General features: G+C 67.6%; 22 protein-coding genes. 19 read left to right on the forward strand and 3 right to left on the reverse strand.

Translation table 11 applies throughout. From position 1 onward, the window contains the following. Positions 1 to 9 precede the first annotated feature (9 nt). The 6 genes from IPG05_08665 to IPG05_08690 all read left to right on the forward strand — a co-directional run bounded on the left by IPG05_08665 (position 10) and on the right by IPG05_08690 (position 5,159). Entirely contained in the window at positions 10 to 1,263 is a 1,254-nt protein-coding gene (locus IPG05_08665; protein ID MBK6495161.1) for an insulinase family protein, read from the forward strand. 22 nt (positions 1,264 to 1,285) lie between these two features. Continuing rightward, complete coding sequence (ald, locus tag IPG05_08670) at positions 1,286 to 2,398, forward strand: alanine dehydrogenase (protein ID MBK6495162.1); 1,113 nt, start codon at positions 1,286 to 1,288, stop codon at positions 2,396 to 2,398. Beyond that, positions 2,382 to 2,846 (forward strand): dUTP diphosphatase, encoded by a 465-nt coding sequence (gene dut, locus IPG05_08675; protein ID MBK6495163.1) that lies wholly within the window; start codon positions 2,382 to 2,384, stop codon positions 2,844 to 2,846. The genes ald and dut overlap by 17 nt, the downstream gene beginning before the upstream one ends. Positions 2,847 to 2,890: 44 nt before the next feature. Further along, positions 2,891 to 3,586, forward strand: a complete 696-nt coding sequence (locus IPG05_08680; GenBank protein ID MBK6495164.1) for an aspartate/glutamate racemase family protein — start codon at positions 2,891 to 2,893, stop codon at positions 3,584 to 3,586. A gap of 293 nt (positions 3,587 to 3,879) precedes the next feature. Then, a complete protein-coding gene (locus tag IPG05_08685) occupies positions 3,880 to 4,536 on the forward strand; it encodes a hypothetical protein (protein ID MBK6495165.1) in 657 nt (218 codons plus the stop codon). A gap of 104 nt (positions 4,537 to 4,640) precedes the next feature. Further along, a complete protein-coding gene (locus IPG05_08690; protein ID MBK6495166.1) occupies positions 4,641 to 5,159 on the forward strand; it encodes a hypothetical protein in 519 nt (172 codons plus the stop codon). A gap of 150 nt (positions 5,160 to 5,309) precedes the next feature. On the opposite strand, the gene IPG05_08695 is transcribed toward IPG05_08690, so the two are convergent. Both IPG05_08695 and IPG05_08700 read right to left on the reverse strand, forming a co-directional pair. Next, positions 5,310 to 8,390 (reverse strand): hypothetical protein, encoded by a 3,081-nt coding sequence (locus tag IPG05_08695; protein ID MBK6495167.1) that lies wholly within the window; start codon positions 8,388 to 8,390, stop codon positions 5,310 to 5,312. Positions 8,391 to 8,490: 100 nt separating this feature from the next. Beyond that, positions 8,491 to 9,699, reverse strand: coding sequence for an argininosuccinate synthase (locus tag IPG05_08700; GenBank protein MBK6495168.1), 1,209 nt, complete (start codon positions 9,697 to 9,699; stop codon positions 8,491 to 8,493). A gap of 286 nt (positions 9,700 to 9,985) precedes the next feature. Between IPG05_08700 and IPG05_08705 the strand changes: the two genes are divergently transcribed. From IPG05_08705 to guaA, 11 genes are all read left to right on the forward strand, one after another. Then, complete coding sequence (locus tag IPG05_08705) at positions 9,986 to 10,993, forward strand: rod shape-determining protein (GenBank protein MBK6495169.1); 1,008 nt, start codon at positions 9,986 to 9,988, stop codon at positions 10,991 to 10,993. A 2-nt stretch (positions 10,994 to 10,995) separates the two neighbouring features. Further along, on the forward strand, positions 10,996 to 11,838 hold the full coding sequence (locus IPG05_08710) for a rod shape-determining protein MreC (GenBank protein ID MBK6495170.1): 843 nt from the start codon (positions 10,996 to 10,998) through the stop codon (positions 11,836 to 11,838). Continuing rightward, positions 11,838 to 12,362 carry a rod shape-determining protein MreD gene (mreD, locus tag IPG05_08715; protein ID MBK6495171.1) on the forward strand — a complete coding sequence of 175 codons (525 nt, stop codon included), beginning with the start codon at positions 11,838 to 11,840 and terminating at the stop codon, positions 12,360 to 12,362. Before IPG05_08710 ends, mreD begins: the two co-directional genes overlap by 1 nt. Beyond that, a complete protein-coding gene (mrdA, locus tag IPG05_08720) occupies positions 12,359 to 14,221 on the forward strand; it encodes a penicillin-binding protein 2 (protein MBK6495172.1) in 1,863 nt (620 codons plus the stop codon). The genes mreD and mrdA overlap by 4 nt, the downstream gene beginning before the upstream one ends. After that, positions 14,218 to 15,462 (forward strand): rod shape-determining protein RodA, encoded by a 1,245-nt coding sequence (rodA, locus tag IPG05_08725; GenBank protein ID MBK6495173.1) that lies wholly within the window; start codon positions 14,218 to 14,220, stop codon positions 15,460 to 15,462. The genes mrdA and rodA overlap by 4 nt, the downstream gene beginning before the upstream one ends. 106 nt (positions 15,463 to 15,568) lie before the next feature. Beyond that, positions 15,569 to 16,426, forward strand: a complete 858-nt coding sequence (locus IPG05_08730; GenBank protein ID MBK6495174.1) for an acetyl-CoA carboxylase carboxyltransferase subunit beta — start codon at positions 15,569 to 15,571, stop codon at positions 16,424 to 16,426. Between the two features lie 61 nt (positions 16,427 to 16,487). Further along, positions 16,488 to 17,747 carry a bifunctional folylpolyglutamate synthase/dihydrofolate synthase gene (locus IPG05_08735; GenBank protein ID MBK6495175.1) on the forward strand — a complete coding sequence of 420 codons (1,260 nt, stop codon included), beginning with the start codon at positions 16,488 to 16,490 and terminating at the stop codon, positions 17,745 to 17,747. 26 nt (positions 17,748 to 17,773) lie between these two features. Continuing rightward, positions 17,774 to 19,081 carry a histidine--tRNA ligase gene (locus tag IPG05_08740; GenBank protein MBK6495176.1) on the forward strand — a complete coding sequence of 436 codons (1,308 nt, stop codon included), beginning with the start codon at positions 17,774 to 17,776 and terminating at the stop codon, positions 19,079 to 19,081. Between the two features lie 4 nt (positions 19,082 to 19,085). Continuing rightward, a complete protein-coding gene (locus tag IPG05_08745) occupies positions 19,086 to 20,531 on the forward strand; it encodes a proline--tRNA ligase (protein ID MBK6495177.1) in 1,446 nt (481 codons plus the stop codon). 53 nt (positions 20,532 to 20,584) lie between these two features. After that, positions 20,585 to 21,814 carry a diaminopimelate decarboxylase gene (lysA, locus tag IPG05_08750; GenBank protein MBK6495178.1) on the forward strand — a complete coding sequence of 410 codons (1,230 nt, stop codon included), beginning with the start codon at positions 20,585 to 20,587 and terminating at the stop codon, positions 21,812 to 21,814. Further along, positions 21,811 to 23,364, forward strand: coding sequence for a glutamine-hydrolyzing GMP synthase (gene guaA, locus IPG05_08755; protein ID MBK6495179.1), 1,554 nt, complete (start codon positions 21,811 to 21,813; stop codon positions 23,362 to 23,364). Before lysA ends, guaA begins: the two co-directional genes overlap by 4 nt. A 158-nt stretch (positions 23,365 to 23,522) precedes the next feature. Here guaA and IPG05_08760 read toward each other — a convergent pair whose 3' ends face one another. Beyond that, complete coding sequence (locus IPG05_08760; protein ID MBK6495180.1) at positions 23,523 to 23,975, reverse strand: PTS sugar transporter subunit IIA; 453 nt, start codon at positions 23,973 to 23,975, stop codon at positions 23,523 to 23,525. Positions 23,976 to 24,065: 90 nt separating this feature from the next. Here IPG05_08760 and dusB point away from each other — a divergent pair, with 90 nt between their 5' ends. Both dusB and IPG05_08770 read left to right on the forward strand, forming a co-directional pair. Beyond that, entirely contained in the window at positions 24,066 to 25,058 is a 993-nt protein-coding gene (gene dusB, locus IPG05_08765; GenBank protein MBK6495181.1) for a tRNA dihydrouridine synthase DusB, read from the forward strand. After that, positions 25,055 to 25,972 (forward strand): hypothetical protein, encoded by a 918-nt coding sequence (locus tag IPG05_08770; GenBank protein ID MBK6495182.1) that lies wholly within the window; start codon positions 25,055 to 25,057, stop codon positions 25,970 to 25,972. The genes dusB and IPG05_08770 overlap by 4 nt, the downstream gene beginning before the upstream one ends. Positions 25,973 to 26,009 lie beyond the last annotated feature (37 nt).

The raw sequence follows: 26,009 nt of genomic DNA on the forward strand, positions 1-26,009 counted from the left end.
ACACCGTCGGTGCGTACCGTCCAACTCGACGAAGCGCTCTTCCGCACCGACCTGCCCAATGGCCTCGTGGTCGTCACCGAACGCCTCCCCGGTGTTCGGTCGGCGGCCGCGGGGATCTGGGTTCGCACCGCCAGTGGGCACGAGACCCCCGCGAAGATGGGCGTGTCGCACCTGCTGGAACACATGGTCTTCAAGGGAACCGAACGGCGCAGCGCGCGCGAGATTGCTCTCGCGCTCGAGACGCGGGGCGGTTCCCTCGATGCATACACCTCCCGCGACCACACCTCGTATCAGGCACACGTTCTCGACGCCGACCTGCCGCTGGCCCTCGACGTCCTGACCGACCTGGTTCGCCGTCCGCTGCTGCGCGACAGCGACCTGAGCCTCGAACGGAACGTCGTGCTCGAGGAGCTCAACGGGGTGAAGGACACCCCGGACGACCTCGTCTTCGAGTTGTTCGGCGAGACGATCTGGCCCTCGCATCCCTACGGCTACTCGATCCTCGGGACCGCCGAGACCGTCGGTGCGCTGCAGGTCACCGATCTCCGAGCGGTGCACGCCGAGGGGTACTATCCCGGCAATGCCGTGATCGCCGTGGCCGGCAACATCACCCACGAGCAGGTCCTCGGCCTGCTGGAGCAGGAAGGATGGTTCGCGGGCGAGGCGCGCGCGTCCCGCCCCGCGGTGGTGCCGGTCCCCGCGCGTCGCGGCATCGCGCGCGTGGAGACCGACGACCTGCAGCAGGTCCACGTCGTCCTCGGCACCGACACCGTCGGCTCGGCCGACCCGCGTCGATGGGGAATTGCCCTGTTGACCACGGCGCTCGGCGGCGGGATGTCGAGCCGGCTGTTCCAGCGCGTGCGTGAGGAGCTGGGGCTCTGCTACGCGGTCTATGCCTGGCACACCCATTACCGCGCGACCGGCGTCTTTGGCGTCTACGTGGGGACCCAGCCGAGCACCGCCGATCAGGCGGTGGCGGCGATCGAAACGGAACTGACGCACCTTGCGTCGGAGGGGCTTCCGGCCGGAGAATTGGCGGACGCCAAGAGCCAGCTGCAGGGGCAGGTGATGCTGGCGCTGGAGGGAACGTCGAGCCGGATGCACCGCTTGGCGTCGCATGTCTTGCAGGAAGAACCCTATCGCCCACTCGACGAGGTCCTTGGCCTCATTGCGGGCGTCACGCTCGAGGAGACGGCAGCCCTGGCCGCCGAATTCCTCACCCCGGCGCGGATGACAACCGTCCGCCTCGGCCCACGTCACTGACCTTCACGGAAGCGAGCAGATCATGCTGATCGGCGTACCGAAGGAAATCAAGACGAACGAAAATCGCGTCGGGCTCGTCCCGTCGGGTGTCGAGGCCCTGGTCCGCGAGGGGCATGCGGTGCAGGTCGAGACCGGGGCTGGCATCGGCAGCGGCTTCAGCGACGAGAACTACGTCGCGGCGGGCGCGACGATTGCGCCGAGCGCCGATGCGACGTGGGCCAACGCGGACATGATCATCAAGGTGAAGGAGCCGATCGCGGTCGAGTGGCCGCGGATGCGTCCGGGCCTGGTGATGTACACCTACTTCCACTTCGCCGCCGACGAACCGCTGACGCGCGCGGTCATGAAGTCGGGCGCGATTGCGGTGGCCTACGAGACGGTCCAGCTCCCCGGTGGCCAGCTCCCGCTGCTGACGCCGATGTCGGAAGTCGCCGGCCGCCTCGCGGTGCAGGAAGGCGCCAAGTACAACGAGAAGCTCTTCGGCGGCCGCGGTGTGCTGCTCGGCGGCGTGCCCGGCGTGAAGCCCGCCAAGGTCGTCATCATCGGCGGCGGCGTGGTCGGCATCAACTCGGCGAAGATGGCCGCCGGCCTCGGCGCCGATGTCACCATCCTCGACACCTCGCTCGATCGGCTCCGTTACCTCGACGACGTGCTCCCGGCAAACGTCGACACCGTCTTCTCGAATCGGCACAACATCCTCGACGCGGTCAAGGACGCCGACCTGATCATCGGTGCCGTCCTCATTCCGGGGAAGAAGGCGCCGCACCTGATCACCAAGGAAGACCTCAAGGGGATTCCTGACGGCTGCGTGATCGTCGACGTCGCGGTGGACCAGGGTGGCTGCGTCGAGACGATCAAGCCGACCACGCACGAAAACCCGACGTACTTCGTCGAGGGCGTGCTGCACTACGCCGTCGCCAACATGCCGGGTGCGGTGCCGCGCACGTCGACGCTCGCGCTCACCAACGCGACGCTGCCGTACGCGATCAAGCTCGCCAACCTCGGTTGGAAGGACGCCTGCCGCCAGGACGGCGCGCTCAAGCTCGGCCTCAACGTGGTGGACGGGAAGATCGTCTACGCCGGTGTTGCCGAAGCCTTCGGCCTCGAGTGCACCAACGTTGACAGCGTCCTCTAGTTCCGGCGGTCCCATCGAACTCCTCGTCGTGCGATTGCCGCACGGCGAGGGGTTGCCGCTTCCGGGCCGGGCGACGGCCGGGGCGGCGGGGATGGACATCGTGTCGGCAGTCGATGTGACGATCGCGCCGGGCGCCCGTGGGCTGGTGCCGACAGGGTTGTCGGTCGCAGTGCCGGACGGCTACGAATTGCAGCTGCGGCCGCGCTCGGGGCTCGCGCTCAAGCACGGCATCACGCTGCCGAACACGCCGGCCACGATCGATTCGGATTACCGTGGCGAGCTCCAGGTGATCCTGATCAACCATGGCGAGGCGCCGTTCGTGATCGCGCGCGGCGACCGGATCGCCCAGGCGCTGGTGCAGCGCGTGGAGCACGTGCTCTTCCGCGAGGTGGACGAACTGCCGCCGAGCGGACGCGGGGCCGGGGGGTTCGGGAGTACGGGGCGGTAGGCATCGCGAACGGCGAAGGGCGAACGGCGAAGGAGAGCCTGCTGATGAAGAAGCTTGGCTTGGTCGGTGGCATCAGTTGGGTCTCGACCATCGACTACTACCGCATCATCAACGAAGGCGTGAATGCCCGGCTCGGCGGACTCAACTTCGCCGAATGCGTCATCGTCTCCGTCAACTTCGCAGACTTCGTCCGGAACAACACCGCGGGCGACTGGGACGCGACGGCGGACCTGCTGTCGACCGCCGCGGAGCAGCTGAAGCGTGCAGGCGCCGAGGGGATCGTCCTCTGCGCGAACACCGCGCACGCCGTCGCGGAGCAGGTCGAGCGTGCGGTGGGGCTGCCGCTGATTCATGTGTGCGATGCCACCGCCGCCGCCATCCGCGCTCAGGGCCTGACCCGCGTCGGGCTGCTCGGCACGCAGTTCACCATGGAGTTGCCGTTCTATGGTGAACGGCTCCAGGCCCATGGCATTGAGATGCTCGTCCCCGACACACAGTCCGAGCGCGATTTCATTCAGGCGACCATCCGGGACGAACTCGGCCGCGGGGTGATCCTCGCCGAGACGAAGCGCCGGTACCTGCAAGCGATCGAGGACCTGCTTGCCCGCGGCGCCGAGGGGATCATCCTTGGCTGCACCGAGCTGCCGTTGATCCTCAGTCAGGCGGACCTCGCCGTTCCGGCCTTCGACACGACCCGGATTCACGCCGAGGCGGCGGTCGCGTTCGCTCTCTCCGACTGACGCATCCACCTCGGCTCGTTGGTGCCCCCGGTCATTTGACGATCGGTTGATCCTCCCCGGGCTCGCGCCGGCGTTTCTACCGCTGCCCCGGCGTCCGGGCGGTCACCCTCCTCGCGACGGCGAAGGCGATCAGGGCGGTCACGGCGAAGAACCCGGTCTGGGCATCGGCGCTTTCTGGTGGGGCGGGGGGATCGCCGTACTACGAGTACGACCACACCGAGTGCGTCTGGCAGGAGTCGACGCCGCCGGAGTACGGGCAGCGGATCAACGCGGACGGCGACTTCGAGATCTTCGTGGTGGTGACCGCACAGCCCGGTAGCTGTGCCTGGATGGCGATTTACAAGTACAAGGTGCCCGGCGGCGATGGCGCCGGCGCCCCACCGGGGTCGTGGGGACCAACGGGACCGACGCAGCCGCTGAATCCACTGGTCCCGCCGTCGGAGCCGTTGACGCCCGATTCGATCTGGACCGCAGCCGATGAATGTGATCACCTCGTCACGGGGTGTCTCGTGAAACTCGACGACCGGCAGGGGCGCTACTTCCAGCAGGCGCTCGATCTTGTCGATCCCACGCATCCGACGTGTCGTACGGCGCTTGGCGCCATGCGGAGCGCGCTGGAGGCCGGGAAGGTCTTCATCGGGAGCGAGTCGATCGCCGATGGCCATGAAGGGGATCATTCGGCGATTACCGACATCCCCGTCGACCCGGCGACCGGCAAGCGTCGCTTCGTGAGCATGCACTTTGACCAGGATGATTATCGGCGGGTGAAGGAGCTCGGCAGGGAAGGCATGGAGGCGTTTGCGCGGCTGATGCTGCACGAAGCGATGCACTCGTTGTTCTTTTTCCATCCAAAGTCCGATGGTCAATCACCTCGCGGATATTATTCGACAACACCCTTCAACCTCTTCAATCCCGGCAGTTCAGCCAACGGATGCCTGAGGCCCCGATGATCTCGCCCTACCTTGCTCGCCTTGGGGTGCTCGCACTGCTGTGCGGTTGCGCCCATACACCGTCGGTACCCGCGGCGGAGCCATCCGGGGGAGCCCAGCCCCTGATGGCCACTGGTCCGGCCTGCGCCGCGCTGGCCGTGGTGCTCGATTCGCTCGCCGTCGGCCAGAGTGGTGCGTATCCGCTGCTGGCGGAAACGACCACCGCCTACGGACAGAAGAACTACGTGCCAGAGTTCTTTGCACGGTTGAAGGAGACGCGTGGCCTGCGCGAGGAGACGTGGAACAGCTTCCTCGCGCGCAATGCGCAGCCTGAACGCGTCTGCCCCGAGATGCCGGGGCATGGGCGCGCCGTGACGACTGCCAGCCCGCTTGCCTCGTGGCCCGCAATCCAGGCCGCGCACCCCAAGGCGGGCGTGGTGTTTATCCCGTCTGGGATTGGCGTGGCCGACGACGGCACCCAGGTGTTCATGCTCGTGACGGTGCGAGTGTCCGCGTGCGGGACGACGCGGTATATCGCGCTGGTTGATCGGGATCCTGCAGGTCGTTGGAAGATCGCCAGCCTCGTCGATGACGGCGGGATGGGAGACTGTCTGGGGCCGATCGGGAAGCCGCCAGGGTCCTGACCCGCAACGGTCCCAAGCGAATGGCGCACTGCGAGAACCTCCCCGCAGTGCGCCGTTCACCGTTCACCGTTCACCGTTCACCGTTCACCATTCACCGTTCACTGTTCACTGGTCACTGGTCACTGGTCACTGGTCACTGGTCACTCCGTGTCACGGCACATCATTCCAGTTGATGATCGCATTGAACACCATCCCGAACTCGCCATGATTCTGCCAGCGATAGATCGGGTTGTTCGCGAACAGGATCACGCGTCCCTTGCCGTTGTTGGCCCCCGGGATGTCGACCGCGAACGGCCGCCCCTTGAGCGCATCGGCGCCGGTCATCAGCCCTGACAGCACCGCCGCATCGCCGCCGACGTAGCGGCCGAGAATATTGCCCTGGTCCGCCACCCCGACGCGGAGGGCCGGGCCGCCGACGTACTTGAGCGGCAGCTTCGTCCCCTCGTAGCCGTAGAAGACGGGGTGGAGCGGCTTCACGATCTCGCCCTCGACGAGTGGGCGCTGGGCGGTCAAGCCGGTGAGCGGCTCGGTGTCGACGGTGTGCGCCCAGCCGAAGTCGATCGGGAGCCGCATCGCGTCGCCGGTGGCGATCAGCGTACCGCCCTTCGCCAGGAAGTCGGCGAAGGCATCGACGCCGGCCTGGCCCATCCCGCCCGTCATGTCATCGGTCTCGCCGTACATCCCGAGGAACTGGAACTTCTCGCTCTTCTTGTAGGGGATCGGCGTGGGCTGCTTGGCCTGCATCACCGTCGTCTTGCTCAGGTTCTGCTGCGCCACGAGGATCACGTCGTACTGCTCCTTCAGCTTCCCCTTCATGACCCGTTCCTTGTAGATCAGGTCGTAGGGGATGCCGAAGTTGTCGAACGTCAGCCGATACCAACCGAGCTCCTGCGTGCCGCTCCACTGGGAGTAGATCGCCACGCGCGGCAGGTCGGCTGCGTGCGTCGCGATCGGCGGGAGCTGGTTCAGCGCCTTGGCGGTCAAGCCGAACTTCTCCACGGCCGCCCGCACCCGAGCCGCCGCCTTCGCGTCGGTCACGAGGAAGGTGCCGGCCGGGAACTCGACACTGTCGACGATGAAGGTCTTTTCGGTGACCTGCATCGGCACATCGCGCAGGGCGTAGCGGAAGGCGATCATGTTGTTCGAGCCGAGGTGCGCCACCGCGATGCCGGCCTTCCCCTCGCCGACGGTGCGGCCCGCGAGGCCATCGGTGGTGACCGGCGTCGTCGTGGCCTTCAGGATGGTCGAGTCGGCGATCTCGCGGACCGCCACATTGAACGCCCACCCCATCGACCAGCCGCTGTCGTCATACGTGGTCAGCCGCGCGTCGGGAAACTGCTGCTTCTCGAGCAGGTTCTTGGCGAGGCGACCGTACGGCTGGTCGAGCTTGATGACATAGGAGCCGGCAGCATAGGTGGAATCGCCGACCTTGATCGGCGCCGTCGCGAGGCCGACCTCGATTCGCTGCACCCGGAGGATCCGCACCATCTCGGCGGCACGGGTCATGTCGCGCTGCTTCGGCAAGATGTAGGCGTAGGGCGCGCGCGTCTTGCCCGCCTCCATTCCGTTCCGCGTCTTGATGTAGAAGTTCTCGACCACCGTGCCCGGGAACATCGCCGTCAGCTGCAATGCGGACAGCACGCCGGTCTGCATGTAGTTCGTGTTGGCGCGCCGGGAGAACGAGGCGACGTCGTCGAAGCCGACGGGGATGCCGCGATACCACTCACGGTCTTGCGCGCCGCCTCGGCCGGTCGGGACGCCGCCGCCACCGCCTGCTGCGCCACGCCCCCCGCCGGGAGCCTGTGCCGCACCTGGCGCGGGAGCTGGGGTCTGCGTCGCGGCACCCGGCGCCCCCGTGGGTGCTGCGCCGCGCCCTCCGGCAGGCGGCGTGACCACACCAGTGGCTGGAGGCGTGACGGCTCCGCCGGCAGGCGGCGTCACCGCGCCACCGGCCGGAGGCGTTACCGGTGCGCCCGCACCGCCACGCCCACCGCCTGGCGCGGGGGCGGCACCACCGGGTGCCGGCGGTGCATTGGCCGCGCCACGGCCACCACGCCCGGCACCAGCGGTCGCCGTCGTGTCGAGGTCTCGACCCGATTGCGTCTCGTACATCTTCATCAGGCCGTTGTGATTGTACGCGATCGAGCCGAGGTACCCCGGCGACCACCCATCCATGAAGGCATAGGTGTAGACGCCGGGCATGCCCCACTTGGTCATCTGCGCCATTTCATAGTTGGCGAACCAGGGGAGCTCGGCGAAGAGCAGCGGATCGAGGTTCGGATTCTGTGGCGCCGCGCCGCTGTAGGTGTACATCAGCGTGAGCGACTCGTGCAGGTCGTGCATGATCGGCGGGTGCGCCGTGAAGTACCAATCGGCGATCGCGCGCATCTGCACCAGCGAGAGATTGATGTCGCGGTTGTTGTCGTGGAAGGCGTACTTGCCCCAGTAGGGCACCGAACCGCCTCCGCGGCCTCCCCCGGCCGGTGCTGCTGGCGCGCCCGGCGTGCCGGGGGCGACACGTGCCGCCGCCGCACGGGCGGCGTCCTGGCCGCGGTAGAACCAATCGACGTTCCGATCACGGCCGTCGGCGTCTGCCGCCGGCGTCACCGAGACGTAGACGTTGTTCCGGATCTGCTCGATCACCGGCGATGTCTCGGTCGCCAGGCGATAGACCAGCTCCATCAGCATCTCCGAGGGCCCCGTCTCGCCGCTGTGCAGCCCGCCCATCAGGTGGTAGTGCGGCTTGGTGGCGCCGATCAGCTCGCGGATCTCGGCGTCGCTGCGACCACGCGGGTCGGCGATCTTCGCCAGCTGGTCGCGATTCTGCTGCAGCTTCGCCATGTTGGCGTCGGACGAGACCCAGACCACCACCAGCTCCCGCCCTTCGTCCGACCGGCCGATCGTCTCGACACGGACGCGCGGCGTGGCCGCGGCCAGCGCGCGATAGTACTTCAGCTGATCGGCGTAGTAGGTGAGGGTGCGCGGGGCGCCCACATGATGGCCGATGATGTCAGCCGGCGTGGGGATCCCCTTCACGACCGGGAGGTGGTCCACCAGCGGCGAGCCGAACTTCGTCTTCCCGGTCCAGAGCGTGTACAGCCGGGCGAACGCGGTGTCCTGCGCCTGCGCCGGGTCGCGCGTGCCGAGGGCGGCTTGCCCCGCGAGGGGGGCCGCCCCGAGGAGGGCCAGGGCGAGGACACAACGGGACATCGGGACGCAGCGCAGGGACATCGCGGGACTCCAGGGCCGGCGGGTGATCGCGGAGCAGATGGGGTGGGAACCCGCCAAATCTACTCGCCGACCGCCGGTTCTTCACGCCCCCGCTGTCGGGTCACCCCCCGGCGGTGCGCCCCTTCAACGCCGCCACGCGCTGCGGCAGTCCGAAGAGCCGGATGAAGCCGGCGGCGTCGGACTGCTGGTAGACGTTGTCCTCACCGAAGGTGACGGTCGCCTCGTCGTAGAGCGAATGCGCACTCTGGCGCCCGATCACGTGGCAAGCGCCTTTGTAGAGCCGCATCGTGACGTCCCCGGTGACGCGAGCCTGCGTCACGCCGATGAAGGCATCGTAGGCGTCGCGTTCGGTGGTCCACCAGCGGCCCTCGTAGACCAGCGCGGCATAGCGTGGCGCGATCACGTCCTTGGCGTCGAGGGTGCGCCGATCGAGCACCAGCTGCTCAAGCTCCGAATGGGCGGCATAGAGAATGGTGCCGCCTGGGGTCTCGTACACGCCGCGCGACTTCATCCCCACGAGGCGATCCTCGACGATGTCGGCTCGGCCGACCCCATGCCGACCGCCAATCGTGTTCAGCCGCTCGAGCAACGCGACCGCACCCAGCCGCTCGCCATTCACGGCCACCGGCGTCCCCGCCTCGAAGCCGATCACGACGTCCTCGGGCGTGTCCGGGGCGAGCCGCGGGTCGGTCGTCATCAGGAACATCTCCTCGACTGGTGCCGACGCCGGATCCTCGAGGTTGCCCCCCTCATGGGAGACGTGCCAGAGGTTCCGGTCGCGCGAGAAGATCTTCTCCTTGGTCGCCACCACGGGAACGTGGTGCTCCGCGGCGTAGCGGAGGGCATCCTCACGCGACCGGATGTTCCACACCCGCCATGGGGCGATGACTTCCAGTTCAGGGGCGAACGCCATGTATGTCAGCTCGAAGCGGACCTGGTCGTTCCCCTTCCCGGTGCAGCCGTGGGCCAGGGCGTCGGCTCCCACCTGGCGGGCCACCTCGACCTGCGCCTTGGCGATGAGGGGACGGGCAATCGAGGTGCCGAGGAGGTAGGTCCGGTTGTAGATCGCACCGGCGCGCAGGGTGGGGAAGGCGAAATCCCGGACGAACTCCTCGCGGAGGTCGAGGATCTGGCACTCGTCGGCCCCGGAGGCAATCGCCTTCTCCCGGACCCCGGCCAGTTCATCGCCCTGGCCGATGTCGGCCGCGACGCAGACGACCCGTGCCCCGGGGTACTGCTCGCGAAGCCAGGGGACGATGATCGAGGTATCGAGGCCGCCGGAATAGGCGAGGGCGATGGTGCGCGGCATGGACGACTCCGGGACGGCAGGCGGTGAGTGGCGTGGTGACCGGGCGGAGTATGGGGCGAACGGGGCATGGCGGCAAGGCGGCCGGCGGCGATGAGCGCGCGCTCACCCGGCCTTCGACTGAAGGCTCCCCTTGGCCCCAGTGAGCATTTGCTCACGACTCCCCCCAAGGTGGCTCCGGACAAGCGGTTGCGCGTGGTCTGCGCCGCGGACACTTTAGGACAGGATCCTGGCCCATTTCCGACCCGACCCGGCGGTTTGTCACGTGAAATTTCCCTCCTTCGGCTCCCTGCTTCCCGCCAACGAGATCGCCGTCGATCTCGGCACCGCGAACACGCTCATCTATGTGAAGGGCGAAGGCATCGTGCTCAACGAGCCCTCCGTCGTCGCCATCGAGAAGGCGACCGGTCGCGTGAAGGGGATCGGACTCGAAGCGAAGCGGATGCTCGGACGGACGCCGGACGGCATCGTTGCGGTGCGACCGATGCGCGACGGCGTCATCGCCGACTTCGACGTGACCGAGAAGATGTTGCGCTACTTCCTCAAGACGATCATCGACAAGCATTTCTTCCGCGTGAAGCCGAAGGTGATCGTCGCGGTGCCGTCGGGGATCACCGAAGTCGAGCGCCGCGCGGTGCGTGACTCGGCCGAGACGGCCGGTGCGAAGCAGGTGCTCATGGTGGCGGAGCCGATGGCGGCGGCGATCGGTGTCGGCCTGCCGGTGGAGACGCCGACCGGCAACATGGTGATCGACATCGGCGGTGGCACGACCGAGATCGCCGTCATCGCGCTCTCCGGCATCGTCTCCGATACCTCGATCCGCATCGGCGGTGACGAGCTCGATCAGGCCATCGTGATGTTCATGCGCAAGAACTACAACCTGCTGGTCGGCGAGCCGACGGCGGAGCTGATCAAGATCAAGGTCGGCTCGGCGTTCACGCTGAGCGAAGAGCGCGAGATGGAAGTGAAGGGGCGCGACCTCGTTTCCGGCATCCCGAAGACGGTGCGCGTGCACTCGAGCGAGATCCGCGAAGCGGTGCAGGAGCCGGTCCAGCAGATCGTCGATGCCGTCCGGCGCGCGCTCGAAATCACTCCGCCCGAACTCTCGTCCGACATCGTCGATCGCGGCATCGTGATGACCGGCGGCGGCGCGCTGATCCGCGGCCTCGACATGCTGCTCCAGCAGGAGACCGGCCTCCCGATCCACGTCGACGAGGACCCGCTCACCTGCGTCGTCCGTGGGACTGGCCGGATCCTGGACGACTTCGAGAAGTACCGTAGCGTCCTTGTGACCTGACCATGGGGCGTCGCGCCGGACGTGAGACCGCCCGCGGCGACCTCTTCCTGTTCGCCGGCTGTGTCGCGCTCGCGCTGATCGCCCTCGCGCTGCCTCGTTCCTGGGCCCAGGGGCTGACGGCGGCCCTCCGCAACACCGCCTTCCGCCCGATGGTGATTCTTCAGACCCGCGCCGCCGAAGATCTGACGGCCCGCTTTCGGCTGAAGGGGATCCAGCTGCAGCGCGACTCGCTCGCGTTGGCGATTCAGCAGCAGGCCGCACTGCAGCAGGAGAACGACAACCTGCGCTCGCTGGTGGGGCTCCGGCAGCGCCTGGTGCATCCGTATGTTGCCGCCGAAGTGCTGCACCGTCCCGCATCGACCGAGGGACGGATGTTGCTGGTCGGTGCCGGTCGGAGCGTCGGCGTCGACTCCTTCGCCGCCGTCGTGACCGCCGACGGCCTGCTCGGGGCGGTATGGAATGCCGGGCCGACGACGAGCAGCGTGATGAGTTGGGCCCACCCCGAATTCCGGGCCTCGGCGGTGACCGGTGACGGTCGGATCTTGGGCATGGTGCAACCCTCCCCCTCGATGGAAGGGCGCCAGCCGCTGCTGGAGCTTCGCGGCGTCGCGCTTCGTGACTCACTCACCCTCGGCACCAAGGTCTTCACCTCCGGGCTCGGCGGGGTATTCCCCCGCGGCATCCCGATCGGGACGGTCGCGCGGATCGGGCGCGATGAGCTGGGGTACGAGCGGGTCTACCTGATCCGCCCCTTCGTGAACCCGGGCTTCGTGTCCCATGTCCTGATCCTCACGGCGCCCCGCGACTCGACGTTCCTGCCGCTGCCAGGCGGGGAGGGGCCCTGATGGCCTTCGGCTCCTCGGACCGTCGTCGGCGCACCCGCTCCACCGATCGGGTCCGCATCGCGCTGGTGGTGCTCCTGCTGCTCTTCGCGGATGCCTACCTCCTGCCGTCCGTGGTGACGGGACCGTGGGTGCCCGACCTGCTCCTGCTCGCGCTCCTGTTGTTGGCCATTCGGCAGCCCCCGGGCGTGGCTGCGGTCATCGGCTTCGCGGTCGGTCTGGTGGCCGATGTCCTGACGCCTGCCCATTTCGGCGCTGGAATCCTGGCCCATGTGCTCGTGGGCTGGGGCGCGTCGTGGGGCCGATCGGTCTTTTTTGCCGACAATCTCTTCGTCAACGCGGCACTGTTCGCGGTCGGCACGTGGGTGCGCAACCTGATCGTCCTGCTCCTGAGCGGGACGGCCGCCTCGTCGCTGCTGATGCAAATGACGGTCTGGTCGCCATTGCAGGGTCTCAGCACGGCGGCAGTCGGTGTGGTGGTGGTCGTCCTCTTCCGCGACTGGCTCGCGATCCGCATCGAACCATGAGCGCCTGGGAATCGTGGCAGCTCTCCGAGCGGGCCGGCCGCGCACAGGCTGTGCTCGCACTCATTTTCCTGATCCTCGGTGGCGCCTTCTTCAAGGCCCAGGTGGTGGACGGCGCCCAATTCCGGTTGGCGTCCGAGGGGAGTCGACTGCGTCCGATTCCACTGCCCGCGCCTCGCGGCGAGATCTTCGATCGCAACGGCTTGCTGATCGCCGAGAACGTGCCGGGGTACTCGATCCGATTGCTGGCCACGGGCGAAGACTCGTTGCGCTCGGTGCTCACCAGGTTGCGGGCCTTCGTCCCGGCGGACTCGGTCGACGTCGAGAAGGTCGTGCGGCGGTGGCGAAAGACGCCGTACGAGCCGGTGCTGGTGTTCGCCTCGGGCGAATTCGGGATTGTCTCCACGCTGGAAGAGCACCGCGCCGCGATTCCCGGCCTGGTGATCCAGGCGGAGCCGTCGCGTCGCTACCCTGACAGCACCGCGGTGGCGCACCTGGTCGGCTACGTGAGCGAGGTGAGTGAACGCGAGCTGGAGTCCGGCAATTTTCCCAACGCGCGTCAGGGAGAGGTCGTCGGCAAGAACGGGCTGGAAGTCGAGTACGACTCGATCCTGCGTGGGCGTCAGGGGATCCGCTACGTCGAGGTCACGGCGAAGGGGCGCACCATTCGCGACCGCGGCGTCAGCGGCTCGATCAGGCCGCAGGCCGGCGCCTCCCTCAAGACCACCATCGACCTTCCACTGCAGCGCTTCGTCGACTCGATGTGGCGCGCCGCCCTGCCGGGGAAGAACGGTGCGCTGTTGGCGATGACGCCGCAGGGGGAGATCCTCGCCTACATCTCCTTCCCGTCCTACGATCCGAACGACTTCGTCGGCGGGATCGACGCGCCGACCTATTCGTTGCTCGCGAACGACCCCAACCGACCACTCTTCGATCGGGTGATTCAGGCGACCTATCCGCCCGCCTCGCCGTGGAAGCTCGCGACGGCCGCGATGGGACTCCGCCGCGGCCTGGTGACGATGGACACGCACATGCGGACGTCATGCAACGGTGGCTTCCAGTTCGGCAACCGCAACTTTCGTTGTTGGAAGCGCGATGGCGGTCACGGCTCGCTGACGCTCGCCCAGGCGATCGCCACGTCGTGCGACGTCTATTTCTACCAGCTCGGCCTGATGCTCGATCGAGACCCGCTCCTCGATGACGGCGCCTCGATGGGCTTCGGTGAGCGGAGTGGCGTCGACCTCGAGCGTGAGAAGGCGGCAGGCTTTCCGACGGTCAAGAGTTACATCCGGAAGAGTGGTGGGACCAGCTGGTCGCGGGGGGAACTGCTCAACCTCGCCATCGGGCAGGGACGCAACGTGCAGACGCTGGTCGGCATGACCTCGTTCTACGCCGCGCTCGCGACGGATGGCGTGCGCCGCGCGCCCTTCATGGTCCGCCGCCGGACCGCGGCGAAGTCGTGGGATCTGGGCCTCAAGCCCGAGCAGTTGCAGGGTCTGCGCAGCGCCCTCGCCGCCGTTGTCGACATCGGGACCGCCGCCGCCTCGGGTGGGCGTGAACTGAAGGTCGCCGGGAAGACCGGCACCGGGCAGTTCCCGCCGCAGAAGGACCTCGGCTGGTTCATCGGTTATGCGCCGGCCGATGCGCCGAAGATCGTGGTGGGCATCGTCGTGGAGGAGGGGCTCCACGGATCATCGGTGGCGGGCTACGTCGTGGACGCGATCGGCAAGTTCCTCGGCCAGCCGGTTGCCGGTGCACGGATCCTGGTCACCGAGGACACCTCTACGGTGGCGGGTGACTCCACCACCCCGGCGCCGCTCGCGACGCCGCGCGACACCGGTCGTCGAGGCACGCGGCCATGATTCGTGATCTCGATCGGCCGCTCCTGATCGTGGTGTTCGCCCTGGCGCTCTTCGGCACCCTGATCCTCTATTCGGCCGAGCAGACCGATGTGGCGATGCGCGCCACCGGGATCTGGACGCGCCAGCTGATGTGGCTTGGCGTCGGTTCCATCGCGGCCGCGTTCAGCTATCGGATGTCGTTTCGGATTCTCGACTGGGCCGCGCCGTGGGTCTACGGCCTCGGGCTGGGGTTGCTGGTGCTGACGATCGTGGGCCTCGGTTCCGGCGGCGAGGGATCGGCCGCGAGCACGAGCAGCTGGCTCACGATCGCCGGCCGGCGCGTCGGCCAGCCCGTCGAGCTCGCCAAGCTCGCGACCATCCTGATGCTGGCGCGGTGGCTCTCCGCCCGACGCGATCCGCCGACCACCCTGCGCGGCCTCGTCGCACCGATCACCATCGCCCTGGTCCCGGCACTCCTGGTGCTGAAGCAGCCGGACCTCGGCAGCGCCATGGTCTTCGCCGGCATCCTCTTCATCATGCTCTTCTGGTCCGGTGTGGCGCCGTCGCTGCTCTTCCTGCTGGTGTCGCCGGTCGTGTCGCTCTTTCTCGCGTGGAACACCACCCTCTGGAGTATCTGGATGGTGGTGGTCTTCCTGGCGCTGCTGTGGATCCGTCCCTTCATCGTCGAGTCGATCTTCATCTTTCTCGCCAACTCGGCGATGGGTGCGCTCGCCATTGTGGTCTGGGCCCGCCTCAGCCCCTTTCAGCGGAATCGGATTCTCTCGTTCCTGAATCCGGAGGAATACCGTCGCGGACCGGGGTATCAGGCGATGCAGAGCAAGGTGGCGATCGGCTCTGGTGGCTGGTTCGGGAGCGGCTTCACCGATGGCCCCCTGAAGCGAACCGGCGGGATCCCGGAGCACTGGACCGACTTCGTCTTCGCCATCGTCGGCGAGGAGTTCGGCTTCCTCGGGGTCACCATCGCGCTCGGCCTCTTTCTCGCCTTCTTCTTCATCCTGGTGCGGATCGCGCGACGAACCGCCGACCCCTACGCATCCTTGGTGGTATTCGGGTTGATCGGTTTGGTGCTGACCCATCTGTTCGAAAACGTCGGGATGACGATCTCGTTGATGCCGATCACCGGCATCCCGCTGCCCTTCTTTTCCTACGGGGGCTCCTTCCTCCTGGCCCTTTTTCTGGGGTTGGGGATGGCGTTCCGGGCGGCGGCGGAGGCCAGAGCGTCTGGCTATGTTGATTCATGACAATGACTTGCGTGTCAAGGTCTTGCGCGAACTGACTTTCTATCGCACGTTGAAGGCTCCTGTCGGCCGCTAGGAAGGCCGCCCTACGCGAGGTCGTATGACCGTCATGGCGTGGTTCAAGAAGGAGCGCAAGACCAGAACCGCCACCAGGGAACGCCTGGAAATTCCGGCGGATGCCTGGGAGAAGTGCGAGTCCTGTGGGCATATAGATATCCGGGAGAAGTTCGAGAAGGCGCTCAACGTCTGTCCCGAGTGCGGGACACACAAGCGCTTCCTCGCCGAGGAATACATCGAGCTGCTGACGGACGAGGGCAGCTGGAAGGAACTGTACCCGGAGCTGCAGTCGGTCGACCCGCTGACGTTCGAGCATTATGCCGAGCGCCTCGTCAGCGCGCGCAAGAAGGGTGGGGCGTCGGATGCGATCTATACCGGGATGGCGAAGCTCGAAGGACATCCGCTGAATCTTGGCGTGATGAACTTCCGCTTCATGGGTGGCTCGATGGGCTCGGTCGTCGGGGAAAAGATCGCCCGTCTTGCCCGCCGCTCGGCCGAGAAGAAGATCCCGATGGTGCTGGTCTGTACCTCCGGCGGCGCGCGGATGCAGGAAGGCGCCCTGTCACTGATGCAGATGGCGAAGACGTCCGCCGCGATCGCGCAGATGAAGCTGGCTGGCATTCCGTACATCTCCATCCTGACGGATCCGACCACCGGCGGCGTCTCGGCGTCCTTCGCGATGCAGGGCGACGTGATCCTGGCCGAGCCGGCCGCGGTCATCGGCTTCGCCGGGCAGCGCGTGATCAAGCAGACGATCGGTCAGGACCTGCCGGAAGGGTTCCAGACGGCGGAGTTCCTCCTCGACAAGGGGCAGATCGACGACGTGGTCCCGCGCGCCTCCTTGCGCGAAACCACCGCACGCCTGCTCCGCCACATGCAGGGACACCGGCTTCGCGGCACTGCCGCCTGAGTCCCGGCCTCAACGTTCGGCTGTCGCGCCCCGCTCCCGATTCGGAGCGGGGCGCGTTGCTATGGGATCTGACCTCGTGACGATGCCGTATCAGGACGCGCTCGACTTTCTCTTCCCGCGCACGACCCAGATCAAGTTCGGGCTCGACACGACACGTGCGCTACTCGACGCGCTGGGGAATCCGCAGCGGCAATACGCCACGATCCACGTGGCGGGGACCAACGGGAAGGGAAGTACGGCCTCGTTGATCGCCGAGGCGCTCGGCGCCGCCGGCTTCCGGGTCGGGCTCTACACGTCGCCGCATCTCGTCTCGTTCCGGGAGCGCATCCGCGTCGATGGCACACCCATCAGCGAGGCCGCGGTGGCGGCATGGACGGCGTTGCTCCAGCCGACGATCCTGGCATCCGGCGCGACCTTCTTCGAAGCGACCACGGCCATTGCCTTCGCGGACTTTGCGGCACGCGGTGTCGAGATCGCCGTCGTCGAGGTCGGCCTGGGCGGCCGGCTCGACAGCACGAACGTCCTGGAGCCACTGGTCACTGTCGTCACGCACATCGCGCTGGACCACCAGCGCTACCTCGGCGACACCCTTGAGGCGATTGCGGCCGAAAAGGCCGGTATTGCCAAGCCGGGGGTGCCATTCGTCGTGGGCGACCCCGACCCGGCCATCGTGGCGATGCTTGTCGACGCCGGCACCGCCGCAGTCCAGCGCGCTGAACCAACCGCCACCCTGCCGGTGGTCGTGGTGCCGTCGGACGCACGTTGGGAGGGCCCCCTCGGGCTCGTCGGGCCCCACCAGCAACGCAACGCTGCCGTGGCGCAGGCGGCCCTCGCCGCCCTCCCGCCTGCCTTTCAGGTCCCGTCGCAGGCAATGGCCGAGGCCTTCTCTCGGACCCGCGTGCCAGGCCGCCTCGACCGTCGGGGCCGCTGGCTCTTCGACGTGGCCCACAATCCCGACGGGATGCGGTCCCTGACGGCCGCGATGGCGGAGCTCCGGCTGCCGGGGCCGGTCCACGGCCTGGTCTCGATTCTGGGCGACAAGGCGTGGCCGGCGATGCTCGTGGAGCTCGACCGGGCCATCGATGTGGGCATTCTGACCGTGGCCCCGAGCGCGGATACCCGTCGATGGGACCTCGGCTGGCTGGAACGCTGGCTGGCCGACCCGGAACGGCCGGCCGCCCGGGCGCGTTGGCGGCTGATCCCCGACTTCCGCGAGGCACTCCGGGTGGTGGAGCAGGGGGCCGGGACAATCGTGGTCACCGGGTCGTTCCACACCGTCGGGGACGTGATGGAGGCGCGGGGGGTGGAGGTGCTGGGGTGAGGGGTGGCGCCCGACTATTTTGCGCCATGACTGCGAAGCCCCTCCCCGGATTCCGCGATTTCCCGCCCGCCGATTTCGCCCTCCGGGCGCACATCTTCGCGGCCTGGCGGCGGGTGGCGACGCGGTACGGCTTCGAGGAGTATGACGGCCCGCCCCTCGAGACCCTCGAGCTCTATACCGCCAAGAGCGGCGACGAGATTGTCGGCCAGCTGTACAACTTCGTCGACAAGGGCGACCGTGCCGTCGCCCTGCGCCCCGAGATGACGCCGACGCTGGCCCGGATGGTGGCCGAGCGGGCCAACGGCCTCAAGAAGCCGATCCGCTGGTTCTCGATCCCGCAGCTGTTCCGCTACGAGCGGCAGCAACGCGGCCGGCTCCGGGAGCACTTCCAGCTCAACTGCGACCTGATCGGCGAGGCGGGCCCGCTCGCCGATGCCGAGATCATCGCGCTCGCCATCGACGTGATGCGCGAGTTTGGGCTCGGGTCGACGGACGTCAAGGTGCGCCTCTCGGATCGTCGGGCGCTCACGGCGCTGCTCCGCGCGCGCGGCGTGACCGACGCGGGGATGTACGAGGCGTACCAGTTCATCGACAAGCTCGAGCGGATGCCGCCCGAGGAGATCGAGAAGCGCCGTGCCGTCCCGCAAGCATACGCACCCGCGACGCCGGACGACCTGATCGCGATCGCGTCGCTGCGCGGGCTCGAGAAGGTGGAAGCGGCCGTCACCGGCCTCGCCGGTGGATCCGACGCCGTGGCGCCACTCCGCGCCACCGTCGACGCGTTGACGGCGATGGGGCTCGGCGACTGGATCGAGATTGACTTCACCATCGTGCGCGGCATCGCCTACTACACCGGCACGGTGTTCGAGCTGTTCGATGCGGGGCGCTCCCTCCGGGCCATCTGCGGTGGCGGGCGCTACGACACGCTGCTCAAGAATCTCGGCGACGTGGATCTCCCGGCCCTCGGCTTCGGCATGGGCGACGTGGTGCTCGGCGAGTTGTTGAAGGACCGCGGACTGCGCCCGACACCGCCGCCGGCGATCGACCTCTTCCTGGTCGGCGTCACGCCGGAGGATCAGCCGCACCTGTTGGGGCTGGCCCACGAACTCCGTGACGCGGGACTCCGGCTCGAGTATGTCTTTGGCGAAGCGGCCGTCGGCCGTCAGCTCAAGCTGGCCGATGCGCGTGGCGCGCGGCTGGCAATCGTGATGGGCCCCGATGACCGGGCCCGCGGCGAGGTCCAGCTGAAGGACCTCGTCGGCAAGACGCAGGAGGCCGTGGCGCGCGAGGCGCTGCCGGCCCGTTGTCGTGATCTCCTTTTCCGGATGCCCTGACCGCATGGCTGACAACAAAGCGCTGACTCCCCGGGCCCAGGACTTCTCCGCCTGGTACAACGACCTCATCATGAAGGCCGAGCTCGCCGACTACAGTCCGGTGCGCGGCTGCATGGTCATCCGGCCGAACGGCTACGCGATCTGGGAACAGATGCAGCGAGCCCTCGATGACGCCTTCAAGGCGACCGGGCACCAGAACGCCTACTTCCCGCTCTTCATTCCGCAGAGCTTCCTGTCGAAGGAAGCGGAGCACGTCGAGGGCTTCGCGCCCGAGCTCGCGGTGGTCACCCACGGCGGCGGCAAGGAGCTCGAGGAGCCGCTGGTGGTGCGTCCGACCTCCGAGACGATCATCTACGCGATGTTCTCGAAGTGGATCCAGAGCTGGCGCGATCTGCCGCTGCTCATCAACCAGTGGGCCAACGTCGTGCGCTGGGAGATGCGCACGCGCCTCTTCCTGCGCACGACCGAGTTCCTCTGGCAGGAAGGGCACACGGCGCACGCGACCGAGGCGGAGGCGGAGGAGGAGACGTTGATGATCCTCGGCCTCTACCGCCGCTTCATGGAAGAGTGGATGGCGATGCCGGTGATCACCGGCCGGAAGACCGACGCCGAGAAGTTCGCCGGCGCGCTGCGCACCTACTCGTGCGAAGCGCTGATGCAGGACAACAAGGCGCTGCAGGCCGGCACGTCGCACAACCTCGGGCAGAATTTCGCCAAGGCGTTCGACGTCACGTTCCAGACGCCGGAAGGCGGCCTGGATCACGTCTGGAACACCTCGTGGGGTGTGTCGACCCGACTGGTCGGCGGCCTGATCATGACCCACGGTGATGACACCGGCATGGTCTGCCCTCCGCGACTGGCGCAGTGGCAAGTGGTGATCGTCCCGATCTGGCGGAAGGACGAGGAGCGCGACGCGACGTTTGCGGCGACCGCGGCGTTGCAGGCCGAGCTTCGTGCGGCCGGGATCCGCGTGACGACCGACCTGCGCGACATGAAGCCGGGGGCCAAGTACTACGAGTGGGAAGCGCGCGGCACGCCGTTCCGGCTCGAGCTCGGCCCGCGCGACCTCGCGGCCGGCACGGTGATGCTCGCCCGGCGGCTCGGTGGCAAGGAGCCGATCCCGATGGCGGGCCTGGCCGAGCGGCTGCAGCAGGAGATGGCGGCGATGCAGCAGCAGTTGCTCGAGACCGCCGTTGCCCGGCGCGAGGCGGCGTCGCTCCGTGGCCCGAAATCGAAGGAAGAGTTCATTGCCTTCCTGGAAGGGAACGGCGGCTTCGTGTACGCCGGCTTCTGCGGCGACCCGGCGGTCGAGGCCGAGATCAAGGAGCAGACCAAGGCGACGATCCGCTGCTTGCCCGATGCCGAATTCCGGTCGCCCGTGGCGCCGACGACCTGCATCTGGACCGGACGGCCGGCGGTCGTCGAGGCACTCTTCGCGAGGGCGTATTGAGCACTCATCTCGTTGACGCCGGCCTGGTCCGGACGAGCGAAGGGACGCTGGCCATGGCCGGCGTCCCGTTGCCGTTGATCGCCGAGCAGTACGGCACGCCGACCTACTGCTACGACGCGGCGACCATCCGCGCGCAGTATCGCCGACTCGATGACGCCTTCGGCGACTTGCCGCACCGCATCTGTTACGCGGTCAAGGCCAACTCCAATCTCGCCATCCTCACGCTGCTCGCCCGGCTCGGTGCCGGGGCGGACATCGTGTCGGGTGGCGAGATGCTGCGCGCCCTGGCGGCCGGCTTCGCCCCCGAGGATATCGTATTCAGCGGGGTGGGGAAGACCGACGACGAACTGCTCGCGGCGATCGCGGCCGGAATCGGCCACGTCAACGTCGAATCGCTCGCCGAGTTGCGGCGGCTGGCGATGTTTGCCGATCTGCGCGGCGCGACGGTGACCGTCGGCATTCGCGTGAACCCCGATGTCACGGTCGACACGCACCCCTACATCTCGACGGGGAAGGGCGGCCTCAAGTTCGGCATCCCGGTCGACCAGCTCCCCGAGGCGCTCGAGGTGATCGACGCGTCGACCGGACTCCGCCTCAACGCCTTGGCGATGCATCTCGGCTCACAGTTGCTGGCCACGGCACCCTACGAGGCCGGCGTCAGTCGCATGCTCGAATTGCTGGCACAGGTGCGCGCCGCGGGCCATGCGCCCGAGGTGCTCGACATCGGCGGCGGGCTCGGCATTCTCTACCGCGACGAGGAGCCGCTCGATCCCGCCGAATGGGTGAACACCCTCGCGCCGGCGCTCGCCAGCAGCGGCTGCGCCATCCATGTCGAGCCGGGGCGCTTCCTCGTGGGAAGTTCCGGTGTGCTGTTGACCAAGGCGATCTATCGCAAGCACTCGGGCGGCCGCGAAATTCTCGTCGTCGATGCGGCGATGAATGACTTGATGCGCCCGGCACTCTACAAGGCATGGCACGAGATCGTCCCGGTCGACACGATCGCGGGCGAGCCGCTGCTCACGGACATCGTCGGCCCGATCTGCGAGAGCGGCGACTTCCTCGCGCTCGAGCGGCCGCTGGCGCCGGTGGCCGGGGGGCAGCTCCTCGCCGTCCTCGGTGCCGGCGCCTACGGCTTCAGCATGAGCTCCAACTACAACACCCGCGCACGGGCCGCGGAGGTGCTGGTGGACGACGGCCGGTGGGCCGTGATCCGCCCGCGCGAGCGCCTGACCGATCTCTTTCGCGACGAGATCGCCGACCCCTTCGCCGACGAGTCCCCGTGAATCACCCTGCTGGCGTCCTGATCATCGACTTCGGTTCCCAGTACACGCAGCTCATTGCCCGCCGCGTGCGCGAGCAGCGCGTCTACTGCGAGATCCATCCGCCATCGCGCACCATCGACTGGATCCGCGAATGGCAACCGCAGGGGATCATCCTCTCGGGTGGGCCGAACTCGGTGTATGGCGATGGCGTGCCGACCGCCGATCCGGCGCTCCTCGAGCTCGGCATCCCGATCTTCGGCGTCTGTTACGGCATGCAGTTGCTCGCGCACCTCTCCGGGGGAAGCGTCGTGCGTGCATCGCGTCGGGAGTACGGCCGGGCCGATGTCACCATCGGCGATGGTGACCTCTTTGCGGGTTTCGTGGTTGGGGCGACGACGCCCGTCTGGATGAGCCACGGCGACCATGTCGACGAGGCCCCGCCGGGATGGCGGGTGACGGCGTCCAGCGAGAACTCGCCGGTCGCGGCGATTCAACACCTGAGCAAGCCGCTCTTCGCGGTGCAGTTCCACCCCGAGGTGGCGCACACCCCGCGGGGTGGGGAAATCCTCAGCAACTTCCTCTTCGGCATTTGCGGATGCAGTCCGGACTGGACCTCGGAGCATTTCGTCGAATCCGAGGTGGCGCGGATCCGCGAGCTGGTGGGGCCAGACACCCGCGTGATCTGCGGTCTCTCGGGTGGCGTCGATTCGTCCGTGGCGGCCGCGCTGGTGCACCGCGCCATCGGCGACCGCCTCACCTGCATCTTCGTCGATCACGGGATGCTCCGCCTCAACGAGCGTGCCCAGGTCGAGCGCACTTTCCGCAGTCATCTCGGCATCGATCTCCGCACCATTGATGCGACCGACCTCTTTCTGGGCGATCTGGCCGGCATCACCGATCCGGAAACGAAGCGGAAGCGGATCGGGCACCGCTTCATTGACGTCTTCGAGCAGGCCGCCAAGGATGTCGACGGCAACGTCGGCTTCCTGGTGCAGGGGACGCTCTATCCCGACGTGATCGAGTCGTTCTCGCCAACCGGTGGGCCGTCCGTCACGATCAAGACGCACCACAACGTCGGCGGCTTGCCCGAGCGGCTGCCGTTCAAGTTGATCGAGCCACTCCGCGAGTTGTTCAAGGATGAAGTGCGGCAGGTGGGTCGCGAGCTCGGACTCCCGGAGGAGATGGTCGGCCGGCATCCGTTCCCGGGGCCCGGCCTCGCCATCCGCATCCTCGGCGAGATCACCCGGCCACAGCTCGATCTGCTGCGTCAGGCCGATGCGATCTACATCGAGGAGATCCGCGCGGCGGGCTTGTACGATCAGATCTGGCAGGCTTTCGCGGTGCTGCTGCCGATTCGCTCCGTCGGCGTCACGGGCGACGAGCGCAGCTATGATCAGGTGATCGGGCTCCGCGCGGTGACCTCACGCGACGGGATGACGGCGGATTGGTTCCCGTTCCCGCCCGACGTCCTCGGGCAGATCAGCAGTCGAATCTCGAACGAAGTGGCCGGCGTCGGGCGGGTGGTCTACGACGTGAGCAGCAAGCCGCCGGCGACGATTGAGTGGGAGTAGCGAAGGGGTCGTAAGTCGTAAGTCGTAGGTCGTATGGACATGTCATCCCGAGCAACGCGAGGGATCTGCGTGGAGGCCATCACGCAGATCCCTCGTTTCACTCAGGATGACTCCGCCGATGCCGCAGGACCTACGACCTACGACTTACGACCTACGACCTACGACCTTTTCGGCCCGAACAACTCCAGAAACTCCCCCGCCGACTTCACCAAGTCCAGCTTCTCCAGGTTGCCCGGTTCCTTGGCGAACCCGGCGAGCTGGCCGAGGGTCGGGAGGTACTGATTGGAAACCTCGAGAGGCGGCGCCACGATCAGGAAGATGTGGTGGACCGGCTTGCCGTCGATCGCGTCCCAGGGGAGGGGCTCGATGAGCCGGGCGTAGGCCATCCGCAGCCGCGGCACGACCAGGGAGCGGCAGTGGGGGATCGCGATCCCTCGCCCCATGCCGGTGGACCCGAGTTGCTCGCGTCGGTGGAGGACCCGGAGGAGGGTCTCCTCGGCCCGGGCATCGAGGTGGAGGAGGCGGACCGCGGCGGCCAGCGCGGCCGGGCGGTCGGCGGCGTGGAGGGCCAGGTCGATCGATTCGGGTGCGAAGAAGTCGTGGAGGGACATGGCCGAAGCCTAATCCCACCGGGGTCCCCCTTCAACGCGTCGGGGGCCTGAGGGTTTCCCTCGGTCCGACCCCCTCCCTAGATTACGGGGATGCTGTTCCCGTATCCGACTGGTACCGACCACGTTCCGCTCTTCCTGGCCCCCATGGCCGGGGTCTCGGAGCCCCCCTTCCGCCGGATCTCCCGGCGGCTGGGGGCGGATGTCGTGCTGTCCGAGTTCCTGAATGCCGAGGCGATCCGGCGCCGGATTACCTCGACGCTCGAAGGGGCGGAGTTCGACGAGGTCGAGCGGCCGATCGGGATCCAGATCTACGGCGCCCACGCCGATGCCATGGCCCACGCCGCGGCGCTGGTGACGGAGCATTACGCCCCCGACTTCATCGACATCAATTTCGGCTGCCCGGTCAAGAAGGTCGTCCAGCGGAACGGCGGCTCCGGCTGCCTCCGCGACATGAACACGGTGGATGACATCATCCGCGCCTGCGTCGCCGCGACCCACCTCCCGGTGACGGTCAAGACGCGGAGCGGGTGGTCTGAGGAGTCGCGTGACCCGGTCGGCATCGCGCTCCGGATGCAGGACGCCGGCGCCACCGCGTTCACGCTCCACGCCCGCACCCGGACGCAGATGTTCACCGGCAAGGCGAACTGGGATGACATCGCCTGCGTGGTCGAGGCGCTGGATGTGCCGGTGATCGGCAACGGCGACGTCGTGACGGCCGAGGACGCGCTTCGGATGCACGAGCACACCGGCTGTGCCGGGATCATGATTGGTCGCGGCGCGTTCGGGAATCCCTGGCTCTTCCGTGATGCGCGTGCCCTGCTCAACGGCGAGCCGAAGCCGGCCGCGCCAGATGTCGCGGAGCGGTTCGCCGTCGCGCTCGAGCATGCCCGACTGGCCCTCCGCCTGCAGGGCAACACGCGCCACACGATGATCGAGTTCCGCAAGCACTTCGGCTGGTACACCAAGGGGATGCACGCGGCGACCGCGTTGCGGGGCAAGCTCTTCCAGGTGGAATCGCTGGTCGAGGCGGAGCAGATCTTCGCGGACTACCTGGCCCGCGAATCGTTCGCGACGGCGGCGTGACCCTCCATCGCGTCGTCGAGAGCGAGGGGTTCACCTGGCTCGACGTCGTCTCGCCCTCCCGCCTCGACCTCCAGGACCTGGCCCGCACCTACGACCTCCACCAGACCGTGGTGGAGGACTGCCTCGATCCCGAGCACCTGCCGAAGCACGAGAAGATCGGCGACGCGACCTTCCTGATCCTTCGTGCCCACGACGATTCCGCCAAGGACGACGCCTCGTCGATCCAGGAGTTGACGCGAAAGGTCGCGATCTTCTTCCGGCCCAACTTCGCCCTCACCGTGCATCGGGTCGACCTGCACGAAGTCGCGATGCTGCGTGAGCGATTCGGCGGCAGGGGAGGGGCCCCGGCCGAGTCGTGCACCCTCCCGCTGCTCCTCTTCGGCCTTGGCAACAACATCCTGGGCTCCTACGAGAAGCCGCTGGAACTGGCCGAGCAACTGGTCGACCAGATCGAGGCGGGACTCTTTGATGGCGGCCCGCCGCCATCGCTGGAGCAGGCGCACAACCTCAAGCGCCGCGTCTCGCTGATCCGCCGGATCCTCTGGCAGAGCAGCCAGGTGATCAACAAGCTGGTGCCGCAGGCCGAACGCGCGGAGCCATTGTATCAGGACGTGCGCGAGTCGGTCGAGGCGCTGCTCTTCTGGGCCGACCAGCTCCTCGACGAGGCGAACAACCTCCAGCAGGTGCACCTCGCCGTCGCCTCGCACCGCAACAATGAAGTGATGCGGGTCCTCACCGTCTTCTCGGCCTTCTTCCTCCCGCTGACCTTCATCGTCGGCATCTACGGGATGAACTTCGCCCACATGCCGGAACTCGCACAGCCGTGGGGCTACCCGGCGGTGCTGGTGATCATGGTCGGCGTCTCGGCGGCGATCGCCACGTGGTTCCGGCGGAAGGGGTGGCTGGGAGGATAGGCGAGAAGCGAGAAGCGAGAAGCGAGAAGCGAGAAGC

This window comes from Gemmatimonadota bacterium (assembly GCA_016704275.1).
Lineage (GTDB): Bacteria > Gemmatimonadota > Gemmatimonadetes > Gemmatimonadales > GWC2-71-9 > Palsa-1233.

What these genes read in the sequence shown, in the direction of transcription:
- ald (MBK6495162.1), top strand. Translation starts at nt 1,286, where the DNA reads ATGCTGATCGGCGTACCGAAGGAAATCAAGACGAACGAAAATCGCGTC.
- IPG05_08680 (MBK6495164.1), top strand. Translation starts at nt 2,891, where the DNA reads ATGAAGAAGCTTGGCTTGGTCGGTGGCATCAGTTGGGTCTCGACCATC.
- IPG05_08690 (MBK6495166.1), top strand. Translation starts at nt 4,641, where the DNA reads ATGGCCACTGGTCCGGCCTGCGCCGCGCTGGCCGTGGTGCTCGATTCG.
- IPG05_08695 (MBK6495167.1), bottom strand. Translation starts at nt 8,390, where the DNA reads ATGTCCCTGCGCTGCGTCCCGATGTCCCGTTGTGTCCTCGCCCTGGCC.
- IPG05_08700 (MBK6495168.1), bottom strand. Translation starts at nt 9,699, where the DNA reads ATGCCGCGCACCATCGCCCTCGCCTATTCCGGCGGCCTCGATACCTCG.
- IPG05_08710 (MBK6495170.1), top strand. Translation starts at nt 10,996, where the DNA reads ATGGGGCGTCGCGCCGGACGTGAGACCGCCCGCGGCGACCTCTTCCTG.
- mreD (MBK6495171.1), top strand. Translation starts at nt 11,838, where the DNA reads ATGGCCTTCGGCTCCTCGGACCGTCGTCGGCGCACCCGCTCCACCGAT.
- mrdA (MBK6495172.1), top strand. Translation starts at nt 12,359, where the DNA reads ATGAGCGCCTGGGAATCGTGGCAGCTCTCCGAGCGGGCCGGCCGCGCA.
- rodA (MBK6495173.1), top strand. Translation starts at nt 14,218, where the DNA reads ATGATTCGTGATCTCGATCGGCCGCTCCTGATCGTGGTGTTCGCCCTG.
- IPG05_08730 (MBK6495174.1), top strand. Translation starts at nt 15,569, where the DNA reads ATGGCGTGGTTCAAGAAGGAGCGCAAGACCAGAACCGCCACCAGGGAA.
- IPG05_08735 (MBK6495175.1), top strand. Translation starts at nt 16,488, where the DNA reads ATGGGATCTGACCTCGTGACGATGCCGTATCAGGACGCGCTCGACTTT.
- IPG05_08740 (MBK6495176.1), top strand. Translation starts at nt 17,774, where the DNA reads ATGACTGCGAAGCCCCTCCCCGGATTCCGCGATTTCCCGCCCGCCGAT.
- IPG05_08745 (MBK6495177.1), top strand. Translation starts at nt 19,086, where the DNA reads ATGGCTGACAACAAAGCGCTGACTCCCCGGGCCCAGGACTTCTCCGCC.
- lysA (MBK6495178.1), top strand. Translation starts at nt 20,585, where the DNA reads ATGGCCGGCGTCCCGTTGCCGTTGATCGCCGAGCAGTACGGCACGCCG.
- IPG05_08760 (MBK6495180.1), bottom strand. Translation starts at nt 23,975, where the DNA reads ATGTCCCTCCACGACTTCTTCGCACCCGAATCGATCGACCTGGCCCTC.
- dusB (MBK6495181.1), top strand. Translation starts at nt 24,066, where the DNA reads ATGCTGTTCCCGTATCCGACTGGTACCGACCACGTTCCGCTCTTCCTG.